The organism is Streptomyces sp. NPDC006393 (genome assembly GCF_040628575.1).
Taxonomy (GTDB): domain Bacteria; phylum Actinomycetota; class Actinomycetes; order Streptomycetales; family Streptomycetaceae; genus Streptomyces.
On the sequence record NZ_JBEXZD010000017.1, the window covers coordinates 66,053 to 80,190 of the forward strand.

The 14,138-nt window shown below is 71.9% G+C and carries 8 protein-coding genes; 2 read left to right on the top strand and 6 right to left on the bottom strand.

Going from position 1 to position 14,138, the window contains the following annotated elements; genetic code table 11:
- Positions 1-102 precede the first annotated feature (102 nt).
- Both pepN and ABZ484_RS10850 read right to left on the bottom strand, forming a co-directional pair.
- Positions 103-2,613 (bottom strand): aminopeptidase N, encoded by a 2,511-nt coding sequence (gene pepN, locus ABZ484_RS10845; RefSeq protein ID WP_358865554.1) that lies wholly within the window; start codon positions 2,611-2,613, stop codon positions 103-105.
- 279 nt (positions 2,614-2,892) lie between these two features.
- Positions 2,893-3,243, bottom strand: coding sequence for a chorismate mutase (locus ABZ484_RS10850; protein ID WP_358865555.1), 351 nt, complete (start codon positions 3,241-3,243; stop codon positions 2,893-2,895).
- A gap of 98 nt (positions 3,244-3,341) precedes the next feature.
- On the opposite strand from ABZ484_RS10850, the gene ABZ484_RS10855 reads away from it, so the two are divergent.
- Positions 3,342-4,250 carry a hypothetical protein gene (locus ABZ484_RS10855; protein WP_358865556.1) on the top strand — a complete coding sequence of 303 codons (909 nt, stop codon included), beginning with the start codon at positions 3,342-3,344 and terminating at the stop codon, positions 4,248-4,250.
- A 12-nt stretch (positions 4,251-4,262) separates the two neighbouring features.
- Here ABZ484_RS10855 and ABZ484_RS10860 read toward each other — a convergent pair whose 3' ends face one another.
- From ABZ484_RS10860 to ABZ484_RS10875, 4 genes are all read right to left on the bottom strand, one after another.
- Entirely contained in the window at positions 4,263-4,991 is a 729-nt protein-coding gene (locus tag ABZ484_RS10860) for a VWA domain-containing protein (RefSeq protein WP_358865557.1), read from the bottom strand.
- 205 nt (positions 4,992-5,196) lie between these two features.
- Positions 5,197-6,660, bottom strand: coding sequence for a glutamate synthase subunit beta (locus tag ABZ484_RS10865; RefSeq protein ID WP_358865558.1), 1,464 nt, complete (start codon positions 6,658-6,660; stop codon positions 5,197-5,199).
- Positions 6,653-11,248, bottom strand: coding sequence for a glutamate synthase large subunit (gltB, locus tag ABZ484_RS10870; RefSeq protein ID WP_358865559.1), 4,596 nt, complete (start codon positions 11,246-11,248; stop codon positions 6,653-6,655). Before gltB ends, ABZ484_RS10865 begins: the two co-directional genes overlap by 8 nt.
- Before the next feature lie 393 nt (positions 11,249-11,641).
- On the bottom strand, positions 11,642-12,373 hold the full coding sequence (locus ABZ484_RS10875; RefSeq protein ID WP_358865560.1) for a VIT1/CCC1 transporter family protein: 732 nt from the start codon (positions 12,371-12,373) through the stop codon (positions 11,642-11,644).
- A gap of 273 nt (positions 12,374-12,646) precedes the next feature.
- Between ABZ484_RS10875 and ABZ484_RS10880 the strand changes: the two genes are divergently transcribed.
- Entirely contained in the window at positions 12,647-13,756 is a 1,110-nt protein-coding gene (locus tag ABZ484_RS10880; protein ID WP_358865561.1) for an ADP-ribosylglycohydrolase family protein, read from the top strand.
- Positions 13,757-14,138 lie beyond the last annotated feature (382 nt).

Consider the following 14,138-nt stretch of genomic DNA (forward strand, 5'->3'; position numbering starts at 1 on the left):
CGGCACGGGCCGCGTGAGGTGTGCGGGCCGGGTCGTGGCTCGGCCCGCACACCTGGGGCCTTCGGTCGGGCCCCTCCCCTGGGGGCTGGGCCTCGCGGGTGTCTACGCGGTGCGGACGCGCAGTGCGCGTGCGAGGTCGTCGAGTTGGTCGACGAGGGTGCGGCGCAGGGCCGGAACGGGGTCGGCGTCGCGCAGGCAGGCCTGGCCGAGACGGAGGTGGTCGGTGTCCACGGCGTGGGCGGGGAAGCCCCAGTGGCCGGCGGCGCGGGCGATGGCGGGGCCGCGGCGGGCGGCGACGGCGACGGCGTCCTCGTAGAAGCGGGCCACGTAGTCCTGGACGAGGTCGGCCTGTTCGGGCTGCCAGAAGCCCTGGGCGGTGGCGGTGAACAGGTAGTTGGACAGGTCGTCGGAGGCGAACATCGCCTGCCAGGCGGCGTGTTTGGCGTCGGGGTCGGGCAGGGCGGCGCGGCAGCGGGCGGCGCCTTCCTGGCCGGTGGCGGAGGGGTCGCGCTGGAGTTCGGCGGCGATGGCGGTCTCGTCGGTGGCGCCGAGGACGGCGAGGCGGGCGAGGATGCGCCAGCGCAGTTCGGGGTCGAGTTCGGGGCCGCCGGGGACGGTGCCGTCGGCGAGCCAGGAGGCGATGGTGTCAGGGTGGGCGGCGCTGTCGATGAAGTGGCGTACGGCGATGAGGCGCAGGCCGGGGTTGTCGCCGTCCTCGGTGCGGCGGATGAGGTCGCGGCACAGGTCGGTGAGGGTGGCGAGGGCGGTGGGCCGCTGGTCGGGGGCGAGGTAGCGGTCGGCGATGTGGGTGCGGGCGAAGGCGAGGACGCCCTGGACGAGGGCGAGGTCGGTCTCCTCCGGCAGGTGGGCCGCGGCGGTCGCCAGGTGGTCGGCGGGGGCGAGTTCACCGTCGCGGACCATGTCGCGCAGCGTGTTCCACACGACCGCGCGGGTGAGTGCGTCGGGGATGCCGGACAGGCCGCGCAGGGCGGTTTCCAGGGAGGTGTCGTCGAGGCGGACCTTGGCGTAGGTCAGGTCGAGGTCGTTGGGGACGACCAGTGCGGGGCGGATGCCGGGGCGGGGTTCGGGTGCGGTTTCGTGCGGTGCGTCGGTCTCGTAGCGTTCCCGCAGGGTCAGGGTGCGGCCGTCGGCGAGGTCGCGGTCGTAGACGCCGATGGTGACGCGGTGGGGGCGGCTGCCGTCGCGGCCGAGGGTGAGGGACCACGTGCCGGGGCGGGCGTCGGTGGACGCGGTGAGGGTGTCGACGCCGGTGGTGCGCAGCCAGGCGTCGGCCCAGGCGTGGACGTCGCGGTCGGTGGCGGCGGCGAGGGAGTCGATGAAGTCGGCGAGGGAGGCGTTGGCGAACTTGTGCCTGTCGAAGTGGATGTTGATGCCGGCCAGGAAGTCCTTCTCGCCGAGCCAGGCGACGAGCTGGCGCAGGGCGGAGGCGCCCTTGGCGTAGGAGATGCCGTCGAAGTTGAGGAGGGCGGAGGCGGTGTCCTCGACGCTCTCGGGGGCGACGGGATGGGTGGAGGGGCGCTGGTCGGCGTCGTAGCCCCAGGCCTTGCGGGAGACGCCGAACTCGGTCCAGGTGTCGGTGAAGCGGGTCGCCTCGGCGGCGGTCTGGTAGCCCATGTACTCGGCGAAGGACTCGTTCAGCCAGATGTCGTCCCACCAGCGCAGGGTGACGAGGTCGCCGAACCACATGTGGGCCATCTCGTGGGCGATGACCATGGCGCGGGTCTGCCGCTGGGTGTCGGTGACGGCGGAGCGGAAGACGAACTCGTCGCGGAAGGTGACCAGTCCGGGGTTCTCCATGGCGCCGGCGTTGAACTCGGGGACGAACGCCTGGTCGTAGGAGTCGAACGGGTAGGGCTGCTCGAACTTCTCGTGGTAGCGGTCGAAGCAGGCGCGGGTGACGTCGAGGATCTCGTCGGCGTCGGCGTCGAGGTGGGGGGCGAGGGAGCGGCGGCAGTGGATGGCGAAGGGCAGGCCGCGGTGTTCGGTGCGCACGGAGTGCCAGGGGCCGGCGGCGACGGCGACGAGGTAGGTGGAGATGAGCGGGGTGGTGGCGGCCTTCCAGACGCCGTCCCCTGTGTGCTCGGTGACGCCGTTGGCGAGGACGGTCCAGCCGTCGGGTGCGGTGACGGTGAGGTCGAAGACGGCTTTGAGGTCGGGCTGGTCGAAGGCGGCGAAGACGCGCTGGACGTCGTCGAGGAACAGCTGGGTGTAGACGTAGGTCTCGCCGTCGGAGGGGTCGGTGAAGCGGTGCATGCCCTCGCCGGTGCGGGAGTAGCGCATGGCGGCGTCGACCCGCAGTTCGTGTTCGCCGGGGGTGAGGTTCTTCAGGGGCAGGCGGTTGCCGCTGAGGCCGTGCGGGTCGAGGGGCTGTCCGTCGAGGGTGGCGGAGCGCAGTTCGGCGGGCTTGAGCTCGACGAAGGTGTCCGTGGTGTCCTGGCCGGTGCCGGTGCGTACGGTGAACCGTATGACGGTCCGGGAGTCGAAGGTGTCGTCTCCACGGGTCAGGTCGAGGTCGACGCTGTAGTGGTGGACGTCGAGGAGCTGGGCACGGGTCTGCGCTTCGTCGCGCGTCAGTACGGACATGGACGCCATGGTGCCTGATCCCTCGGCCGGGGCACGAGGGGGATCCGGGGACCGAGGGCGGCTCACTCCCGCGCCGGCGAACCGACACGACACGTGCCCCGCTCGCGCGGTTCCGTCCGCGCGCACGGGGCCCGGCAGGGCACCCGGCGCGTTCCCGCGCAATGGGTCCAGCGGCCGCCCGTCCCTGCGCGGGCCGGGGCCGGCGTCCGCGCAGGGCCGGGAGCCGACACCGTGCGGGGGCGGGGCTCGACGGGGCGGCGCCGTGGTCACCGGGGCCGTGGGGCGGGGTCAGTTGGTCGGGGCCGGGTCGCCGTTGGCGGACTTCTCGGCGATGCGTTCGTGGTGGCGGATCACCTCGGCGATGATGAAGTTGAGGAACTTCTCGGCGAACGCCGGGTCGAGTTTGGCGTCCTCGGCGAGTGCGCGCAGGCGGGCGATCTGACGGGCCTCGCGGGCCGGATCGGCGGGCGGCAGCTGGTGGGCGGCCTTGAGGTGGCCGACCTGCTGGGTCGCCTTGAACCGCTCGGCGAGCATGTGGACGACGGCGGCGTCGATGTTGTCGATGCTGTCGCGCAGGCGGGCGAGTTCGCTGAGGACGGCGGGGTCGACGTCGCCGGTACCGGTGCTGCTGATGGTCATGAGGGTTCACCTTACGGGGCCGGACCGCCCGGTTCCCGCCGTGCGGAGCCCGCTGTGCATAGAGTGGAAGGGTTCAGGGCGTCTTTGGGGGTACGGACGTGGCGGACGACGGACCGGTCGAGCACGGTTTCCCGCATCTGGAGACGGTGCGTGCCGCGATCACGGCGCTGTACAAACGGCTGTCGTACGACACCGTCCAGACGTTCGCGACCAGTGTGGCCCCGGCCGACGTGGCGTTCTGCGACACCGACGACCTGCATCTGGGCGCCCAGCGAGTGGCCCGGGAGCTGGTGCGCCACTACGGGCTGCCGGACGCGCGGCTGATCGTCAGCTTCCGGGAGATGAAGCACGCGGCGAACGTGGAGCTGACGTCGGGCCCGGAGTACTTCGTCGAGCTCAACGACCGTTTCCGCACTCATCGCCGGGACATCGGCGCGGCCCTGGCGCATGAGGTGATGCACGTCTATCTGCACCGTCTGGACCTGTCCTTCCCCGGTCTGCGGGACAACGAGATCCTCACGGACACGGCGGCGACGTACCTGGGTGCCGGCTGGCTGCTGCTGGACGCCTTCCGGGAGCACGGCACGTCCTCGCAGAAGCTCGGCTATCTCACGCCGGAGGAGTTCGGGTACGTCCTGGCCAAGCGGGCGCTGTTCTTCGGTGAGGACCCCTCGACGTGGTTCACCAGTCCGCAGGGCTACGAGGCGTATGTGAAGGGGCTGGCCCGGGCCCGCCGTGACGCGCAGCAGCCGCCGCTGACGGCCGCCGGCTGGGCGGGCCGGCGCCGCTACGCCCGCGACCGGCGGCACGCGCAGGAGCCCGGCCGGGAGCCGCCGACCGCGCCGGGAGCGCCGGGAGCGCCGTACTCTTTCACGTCGTCGGGGCCGGAGCCGCTGCGGGTGTCGTTCCCGTGCCCGACCTGCCATCAGCGGATCAGGGTGCCGGTGCGTGGCCGGGTGCGGGCGCGGTGCGCGCTGTGCCGGACGGTGCTGGAGTGTGACACGTAGGCGGGGCGGTCGTCACCGTGCCGGGGCGACGATGCCCTGCGTCCGGGCCGCCGCCAGCCACAGCGGGAACTCGGCGAGGAGGCGGTCGTACAGCTCGGCGTCGGACAGGCGCCGCGGATCACGGCCGGCGGGGAAGAAGCCCGCGTTGTCGACGACGCGTCTGTCCGGCACCGCCAGTTCGTCGAGCCTGCGCAGGAAGTCGAACTGGTGGCCGCGGGCGTTGCCGAAGCCGACGAACTGCCAGAAGAGGGGGAGCTTCGCGGCCTTGCACAGGTGGCGTTCGGCGGCGGCCCTGCCGGAGGGGGCGCCGTCGGTCTGGAAGACGACCAGGGCGGGGTCCGTGGCGCCGCAGTCGAGGTAGTGGTCGATCACGGCGTCCATGGCGGCCTCGTAGTGGGTGCGGCCCATGTGGCCGAGGCCGGCCGCCATGCGCCGGATGCTGTCCTGGTGGTCGTCGAGGGAGATCTCGCCGACGGCGTCGACGTCCGTGGAGAAGAACACCACCGGGACGCGGCCGTCGTCGTCGAGGTGCGCGGAGAGCGAGAGCACCCGGTCGGCGAGCGCCTGCACGCTGCCGTCGCGGTAGTACGGCCGCATGGAGCCGGAGTGGTCGAGCACGAGGTAGACGGCGGCCCGCTGCTCGTCGAGGCCGTGCTCGACGAGCGAGGCCCCCGCGCTCTTGTAGAGGCTGACCAGCGCGGGCGCGGTCTCCTCCACCTTGCTCAGACTGATCGCGGCCATGTCCCGCTCCTCCCCTGTCGGTCGGGGACGGGGACGCCGGGGAGGGCTCGTACGGTTTCCGGGACGTGCGACGGCATGCGACGGCGCCTGCCCTGGTGTCCGGTCGGGGACGGGCGGGCAGGCGCCGGCACGGGGGGTCTGGGGGAAGTCCCCCAGATGGCCCGCCCGTACGCCGTTGTACGGGACGTTCTCTCGTGACCGCGCGTCAGACCGTCAGCGCGCGGTCCGTCGGGCGGATCGGGGCCGGCAGGTCGCTGGCGCCGGTCAGGTGGCGGTCGACGCCGCGGGCGGCCGAGCGGCCCTCGGCGATCGCCCACACGATGAGCGACTGGCCGCGGCCGGCGTCACCGGCGACGAAGACACCCGGCACATTGGTCTGGAAGTCGGCGTCGCGGGCGATGTTACCGCGATCGTCGAGTTCCAGGCCGAACTGCTCGACCAGGCCGTTGACCCGGTCGGTGCCGGTGAAGCCCATGGCGAGGGTGACCAGCTGGGCGGGGATCTTGCGCTCGGTGCCCGGCTTGGAGGTCAGCTTGCCGTCGACGAACTCGACCTCGGCCAGGTGCAGCCACTGCACGTTGCCGTCCTCGTCGCCCTCGAAGTGGGTGGTGGAGGCGGCGTAGATCCGCTCGCCGCCCTCCTCGTGGGCCGAGGTGACCTTGTACAGGATCGGGAAGGTCGGCCAGGGCTGGCTGGTGGGGTGCCGCTCGTCGTTCGGGCGGGGCATGATCTCCAGCTGGGTGACGGAGGCCGCGCCCTGGCGGTGGGCGGTGCCCACGCAGTCCGCGCCGGTGTCACCGCCGCCGATGACGACGACGTGCTTGCCCTCGGCCGAGATGGGCGCGGTGACGTAGTCGCCCTCCTGGACCTTGTTGGCCAGCGGCAGGTACTCCATCGCCTGGTGGATGCCCTTGAGCTCGCGGCCCGGCACCGGCAGGTCGCGGGCGGTCGTGGCGCCGGCGGCGATGACGACCGCGTCGTAGCGCTTCTTCAGGTCGGTCGCCTTGATGTCGCGGCCGATCTCGACGCCGGTGCGGAAGCGGGTGCCCTCCGCGCGCATCTGCTCGATACGGCGGTTGATGTGCCGCTTCTCCATCTTGAACTCGGGGATGCCGTAGCGGAGGAGGCCTCCGATGCGGTCGGCGCGCTCGTAGACGGCGACGGTGTGGCCGGCCCGGGTGAGCTGCTGGGCGGCGGCCAGGCCCGCCGGGCCCGAGCCGATGACGGCGACGGTCTTGCCGGACAGGCGCTCGGGAACCTGCGGGGCGACGCCCCCGTCCTCCCACGCCTTGTCGATGATGGAGACCTCGACGTTCTTGATGGTGACCGGCGGCTGGTTGATGCCGAGCACACACGCCGACTCGCACGGAGCCGGGCACAGGCGGCCGGTGAACTCCGGGAAGTTGTTCGTGGCGTGCAGCCGCTCGGAGGCGGCGGTCCAGTCCTCGCGGTAGGCGTAGTCGTTCCACTCGGGGATCAGGTTCCCGAGCGGACAGCCGTTGTGGCAGAACGGGATGCCGCAGTCCATGCAGCGGCTGGCCTGCTTGGAGATGATCGGCAGCAGGGAGCCGGGGACGTAGACCTCGTTCCAGTCCTTGACGCGCTCACCGACGGGACGGGTCTTGGCGACCTCGCGGCCGTGGTTCAGGAAGCCCTTCGGGTCAGCCATTGATCGCCGCCTCCATCATCTTCTCGGTGATCTCGGTCTCGGACAGACCGGCTCGCTCGGCGGCGTCCTTGGCGGCGAGCACTGCCTTGTACGTGCTGGGAATGATCTTGCTGAAGCGCTCGACGGCCGTGTCCCACTCGGCGAGCAGCTTCTCGGCGACGGTGGAGCCCGTCTCCTCCTGGTGGCGGCGCACCACCTCGTGCAGCCACTGCTTGTCGCTCTCGTCGAGCGCCTCGACCGCGTCGAGGTTGCCGACGTTGACGTTGTCGCGGTCGAGGTCGATGACGTAGGCGATGCCACCGGACATACCGGCCGCGAAGTTGCGGCCGGTCTCGCCGAGGACGACCGCGTGACCGCCGGTCATGTACTCGCAGCCGTGGTCGCCCACGCCCTCGGAGACGACCAGTGCGCCGGAGTTGCGCACGCAGAAGCGCTCACCGGTCTTGCCGCGCAGGAACATCTCGCCGCCGGTGGCGCCGTAGGCGAGGGTGTTGCCCGCGATGACGCTGTACTCGGCGAGGTGGTCGGCCGCGCGGTCCGGGCGGACGACGATCCGGCCGCCGGACAGGCCCTTGCCGACGTAGTCGTTGGCGTCGCCCTCCAGGCGCAGCGTGATGCCGCGCGGGACGAAGGCGCCGAAGGACTGGCCGGCGGAGCCGGTGAAGGTGATGTCGATGGTGTCGTCGGGCAGGCCCGCGCCACCGAACTTCTTCGTCACCTCGTGGCCGAGCATGGTGCCGACGGTGCGGTTGATGTTGCGGATGGCGACCTGGGCGCGCACCGGCTGGGCCTCGGCGGCGCCGGGTGCGGCCAGGGCGTCGGCGGCGAGCTTGATCAGCTCGTTGTCGAGGGCCTTCTCCAGGCCGTGGTCCTGGGCGGTCACCTGGTGGCGCACGGCGCCCTCGGGCAGCTCGGGCACGTGGAAGAGCGGGTCCAGGTCCAGGCCCTGCGCCTTCCAGTGGTTCACGGCGCGGGTGACGTCGAGGAGCTCGGCGTGGCCGACGGCCTCCTCGATGGAGCGGAAGCCCAGCTCGGCCAGGAGTTCGCGGACTTCCTCGGCGATGAACCGGAAGAAGTTCACGATGTACTCGGCCTTGCCGGAGAACCGCTCGCGCAGCACCGGGTTCTGGGTGGCGATGCCGACCGGGCAGGTGTCCAGGTGGCACACGCGCATCATCACGCAGCCGGAGACGACGAGGGGGGCGGTGGCGAAACCGAACTCCTCGGCGCCCAGCAGCGCGGCGATGACGACGTCGCGGCCGGTCTTCAGCTGGCCGTCGGTCTGCACGACGATGCGGTCGCGCAGGCCGTTGAGCAGCAGGGTCTGCTGGGTCTCGGCCAGGCCGAGCTCCCAGGGACCGCCGGCGTGCTTGAGCGAGGTCAGCGGGGAGGCGCCCGTGCCGCCGTCGTGGCCGGAGATCAGGACGACGTCCGCGTGGGCCTTGGAGACACCGGCCGCGACCGTGCCGACGCCGACCTCGGAGACCAGCTTCACGTGGATGCGGGCCTGCGGGTTGGCGTTCTTCAGGTCGTGGATCAGCTGGGCCAGGTCCTCGATGGAGTAGATGTCGTGGTGCGGCGGCGGGGAGATGAGGCCCACGCCCGGCGTCGAGTGCCGGGTCTTCGCCACCCACGGGTACACCTTGTGGCCGGGCAGCTGGCCGCCCTCGCCGGGCTTGGCGCCCTGGGCCATCTTGATCTGGATGTCGTCGGAGTTGACCAGGTACTCGGAGGTCACGCCGAAGCGGCCGGAGGCAACCTGCTTGATCGCGCTGCGCCGGGCCGGGTCGTACAGGCGCTCGGGGTCCTCGCCGCCCTCACCGGTGTTGGACTTGCCGCCCAGCTGGTTCATGGCGATGGCGAGGGTCTCGTGCGCCTCCCGGGAGATGGAGCCGTACGACATGGCGCCCGTGGAGAACCGCTTGACGATCGAGGAGACCGGCTCGACCTCCTCGACCGGGATCGGCTGCCGGTCGGACTTGAAGCCGAACAGGCCGCGCAGCGTCATCAGGCGCTCGGACTGCTCGTTCACGCGCGAGGTGTACTTCTTGAAGATGTCGAAGCGGCCGGTGCGCGTGGAGTGCTGGAGGCGGAAGACCGTCTCCGGGTCGAACAGGTGCGGCTCGCCCTCGCGGCGCCACTGGTACTCGCCGCCGATCTCCAGGGCGCGGTGGGCCGGGGCGATGCCGGAGGCCGGGTAGGCCTTGGCGTGGCGGGCGGCGACCTCCTTGGCGATGACGTCGATGCCGACGCCGCCGATCTTGGTGGTGGTGCCGTTGAAGTACTTCTCGACGAAGGTCCCGTCCAGGCCGACGGCCTCGAAGACCTGGGCGCCGCGGTAGGAGGCGACGGTGGAGATGCCCATCTTGGACATGACCTTCAGCACGCCCTTGCCGAGGGCGTGGATCAGGTTGCGGATGGCCTTCTCGGGCTCGATGCCCGGCAGGAAGGTGCCCGCGCGGACCAGGTCCTCGACGGACTCCATCGCCAGGTAGGGGTTGACCGCGGCGGCGCCGTAGCCGATGAGCAGGGCGATGTGGTGGACCTCGCGGACGTCGCCGGCCTCGACCAGCAGGCCCACGTGGGTGCGCTGCTTGGTGCGGATGAGGTGGTGGTGGACGGCCGCGGTGAGCAGCAGCGACGGGATCGGCGCGTGCTCGGCGTCGGAGTGGCGGTCGGACAGGACGATCAGCCGGGCGCCGTTGTCGATGGCGGCGTCGGCCTCGGCGCAGATCTCGTCGATGCGGGCGGCGAGGGCGTCGCCGCCGCCGGAGACCCGGTACAGGCCGGAGAGGGTCGCGGCCTTGAAGCCGGGCATGTCGCCGTCGGCGTTGATGTGGATGAGCTTGGCCAGCTCGTCGTTGTCGATCACCGGGAAGGGCAGGACGACGCTGCGGCAGGAGGCCGCGGTCGGCTCCAGCAGGTTGCCCGAGGGGCCCAGCGAGCTGCGCAGGGAGGTGACCAGTTCCTCGCGGATGGCGTCCAGCGGCGGGTTGGTGACCTGGGCGAACAGCTGGGTGAAGTAGTCGAACAGCAGCCGCGGGCGCTCGGAGAGCGCGGCGATCGGCGAGTCGGTGCCCATGGAGCCGATCGGCTCGGCGCCGGTCTTGGCCATCGGCGCGAGGAGGACGCGGAGCTCCTCCTCGGTGTAGCCGAAGGTCTGCTGGCGGCGGGTGACCGAGGCGTGGGTGTGGACGATGTGCTCGCGCTCGGGCAGGTCGCCCAGCTCGATCTCGCCGGCCTCCAGCCACTCGGCGTACGGCTGCTCGGCGGCGAGGGTCGCCTTGATCTCGTCGTCCTCGATGATGCGGTGTTCGGCGGTGTCCACGAGGAACATGCGGCCGGGCTGGAGGCGGCCCTTGCGGACGACCTTGGCCGGGTCGATGTCGAGGACGCCGACCTCGGAGCCGAGGACGACGAGGCCGTCGTCGGTGACCCAGTAGCGGCCGGGGCGCAGGCCGTTGCGGTCGAGGACGGCGCCGACCTGGGTGCCGTCGGTGAAACAGACGCAGGCGGGACCGTCCCAGGGCTCCATCATCGTGGAGTGGTAGCCGTAGAAGGCGCGGCGGGCCGGGTCCATGGAGTCGTGGTTCTCCCACGCCTCCGGGATCATCATCAGCACGGAGTGCGGCAGGGAGCGGCCGCCGAGGTGGAGCAGCTCCAGGACCTCGTCGAAGGAGGCGGAGTCGGAGGCGTCGGGGGTGCAGATCGGGAAGATCCGCTCCAGCTTGTCCTTGCCTCCGAAGAGGTCCGAGGCGAGCTGGGACTCGCGGGCGACCATCCAGTTGCGGTTGCCCTGGACGGTGTTGATCTCGCCGTTGTGCGCGACGAAGCGGTAGGGGTGGGCGAGCGGCCAGCTCGGGAAGGTGTTGGTGGAGAACCGGGAGTGGACGAGCGCGATCGCGGAGGCGAAGCGGCGGTCGGACAGGTCCGGGAAGAACGGCTCCAGCTGGCCGGTGGTGAGCATGCCCTTGTAGACGAGGGTGCGCGCGGACAGCGACGGGAAGTAGACACCGGCCTCGCGCTCGGCGCGCTTGCGCAGCACGAACGCCTTGCGGTCCAGGGCGATGCCCTCGCTGACGCCGTCGGCGACGAACAGCTGTCGGAAGACGGGCATCGTGGAGCGGGCGGTGGCGCCGAGCAGCTCGGGGGCGACGGGGACCTCGCGCCAGCCGAGGACGGTCAGGCCCTCGTCGGCCGCGATCGTCTCGATCTGTGAGACGGTGTCGGCGATGCCGTCCTCGGGGAGGAAGGCGATGCCGACGGCGTAGGAGCCGGCGGCGGGCAGCTCGAATCCGGCCACCTCGCGCAGGAACGCGTCGGGCACCTGGGAGAGCAGGCCGGCGCCGTCGCCGGAGTCGGGCTCGGAACCGGTGGCGCCGCGGTGCTCCAGGTTGCGCAGAACCGTGAGCGCCTGCTCGACCAGCGTGTGGCTCGCCTCGCCGGTGAGGGTGGCCACGAAGCCGACGCCGCAGGCGTCGTGCTCGTTGCGGGGGTCGTACATACCCTGCGCAGCAGGGCGAGCATCCATGAACGACCAGTTTCGGCCGTTCGCGGAGTGCTGGGACGGCTGGCGCGGCGTACGCATCGGCTCTCCCGTCGTCGTCATCTGGCATGTGCTGGTGCCGAGGGACGACGTTGGCCCTCTGCGTAAGTGCGAAATTTCGTGCAGATTACATGATGGAGCGGTTCTCGGGAATCGGATATTCCGTTCCAGCATGCGGACACCGCTGGGTCGGCGGCGGGGGGTTTCCGCGCCCGGCGGTGAAGTCTTGTGTGGGGGCCGGGGAAGGACGGGATCGGTCGGATGCCACGCCCGTCGGCCCGTGAAGGACGGGGAGGGCGGCGTCGTCGCCCCGCCCCGCGGGTGCACGGTAGGCCTCATTGCCCACAGCGCTTACGGCTCATGCCCGGTGGTCATGCGGTCGAAACCAGCGGGTAACGGTTACTTATGCGAGTCGACGCATAAGATCCATTCACATCATCCTACGGCCGTTCCGAACAGGGTACCCAGGGCGTACGTCACACCGGCGGCGGCACCACCCAGGACAAGCTGCCGCAAACCGCTGTACCACCAGGTCCGCGCGGTCACCTTGGCCACCACCGCGCCACAGGCGAACAGTCCGGCCAGGGCGAGCAGCACGGCCGGCCACAGGACGGTGGCCCCCAGCAGGTAGGGCAGTACGGGGAGCAGCGCGCCCAGCGCGAAGGAGCCGAACGACGACACCGCGGCGACCAGCGGCGAGGGCAGGTCGCCCGGGTCGACGCCCAGTTCCTCGCGGGCGTGGATCTCCAGGGCCTGCTCCGGGTCCTTCGACAGCTGCCGGGCCACCTCGCGGGCGAGCCCCGGCTCGACGCCCCGGGCCACGTACAGGGCGGCCAGCTCGTCCTCCTCGTCCTGCGGGTGCTTTCTCAGCTCGCGCCGCTCGACGTCCAGCTCGGCCTGGACCAGCTCGCGCTGGGAGGCGACGGAGGTGTACTCGCCGGCGGCCATGGAGAAGGCGCCGGCGGCCAGGCCCGCGAGCCCGGTGAGGACTATGGTCTGCTGGCTCACCGAGCCGCCGGCCACACCGGTCATCAGGGCGAGGTTGGAGACCAGGCCGTCCATCGCGCCGAAGACCGCCGGACGCAGCCAGCCGCCGTTCACGTCGCGGTGCGTGTGATTGTCGCGGTGCGCCTCGTGCAGCGTCGCTTCGGTGTCGAGGATGGCCATCGTCAGTCCCCCAGGCGGCTTAGGCAAGGCTTGCTTTTGGACGAGTTCTACTTTTCGACAACACCGAATCTACGCCGGGAATTCCGCCGCCGCCAGCAAGGAAAGGCTGGGCTAACCTGCGGTTTCCCCACACTTCGCTCATCCGAGATGAATGCTGCACAGATGTCGTACGGGTGATGCTGCGGGCGGCGAGGCTGCGTGGCGTCGCGGACCGGGGACAGTTCCGCAAAGGGTTCTGCGCCGGCATCGGCGCCCTGGAGAGGAGAGCCCGCGATGGCATCCAGTGCCGGTGATCCCCCGGCCGCCCTGCGCGACCGGGCGCGCGGCGCGCTGCTCGGCCTCGCCGTCGGAGACGCCCTCGGGGCACCCGCGGAGAACCTGAAGCCCTCCGAGATCCGCGCCCGCTGGGGCCGCATCACCGGCTACGTCACCGAGCACCCGGCCGGCACCGACGACACCGAGTACGCCCTCTTCTCCGGGCTCCTGCTCGCCCGGCACGGATCCGCGCTCACCCCGGCCCATGCGGAGGCGGCCTGGCACGAGCACATCGCCGACCGCGCCGACGGCCCCTTCCGCGGCGCCGGGTTCAGCGAGCGCGGCACGCTGGAGAACCTCCGCCGGGGCCTGGCCGCGCCCATCTCGGCCCAGCACCGGCACGCCTGGAGCGACGGCCTGGCCATGCGGGCGGCGCCGTTCGGGGTGTTCGCCGCCGGGCGGCCCGCCGAGGCGGCCCGGCTGGTCGCGATCGACGGCTCGGTCAGCCACGAGGGCGAGGGCATCCACGGTGGGCGGGCGGTGGCGGCCGGGGTCGCGGCGGCGATGGCGGGCGCGACCCCGGTCGCGGTCGTGGCGTCCGCCCTCGCCGTCGTACCGGACGACTCCTGGACGGCCCGCTCGCTGCGCCGGGCCACGGCCGCCGCCCACCAGGGCGAACGGGCGGTGCGCCGCGCGGTGGTCATCGGCGGCTACCCCTGGACCGACCTGGCCCCCGAGGCGGTGGCCCTCGCCTTCGGCGCGTACGCCGCCGCCGACGGCGACTTCCGCGACGCGGTCCTCACCGCCGTCAACATGGGCCGCGACGCCGACACCACAGCGGCGGTCGCGGGCGCCCTGGCCGGAGCGACCCAGGGTGCCGCCGCCATCCCGGCCCACTGGGCGGCGGCCATCGGCCCGGCACGGGGCAGCTGCCTGCCGTCCATGGCCGGACGGCACGTGCTGGACCTGGCGGACCTCCTGGTGGAGAGGGCGGCGAGCGGGGCACGGGGAGCCGGGCCGGCGGCTCGCCGGGACGTCCTGCGTCCGGACGCCTCCCTGCGGCGCGCCGCCCTCCCCTGCCCGGCCGCCCGCGTCCTCACCGGCGACGAGAGCGAGATCGGGGCATGAGAGGCCGGCAACGCATCGCGGGAACCCCGCCCGGACCGGCGACCACACACGCCACCGCGCGCGAAAACCCCGCCCGACGGCGCACCACGCACCCCCCGACCCCGGGCCACCCGCCCCGGACCGCCCCCATGACCCACCGACGACACGCACCCAAAGACCCCCACCCCCACCGCCGCCACACCACCCGACAGGCACCCCCACACCACCCGCTACCCGGCGAACCCCACAACGGCACTCGCCGACCCGGCACCCCCACACCCGGCACACCACACACCCCCATCAGAAACCACCCGACCGAGGCCCCGGCCGCGACTCACCCACGACACACCCAAAGACCCCCACCCCCACCGTCGCCATCAGACCCCGTCGCCACACCACCCGA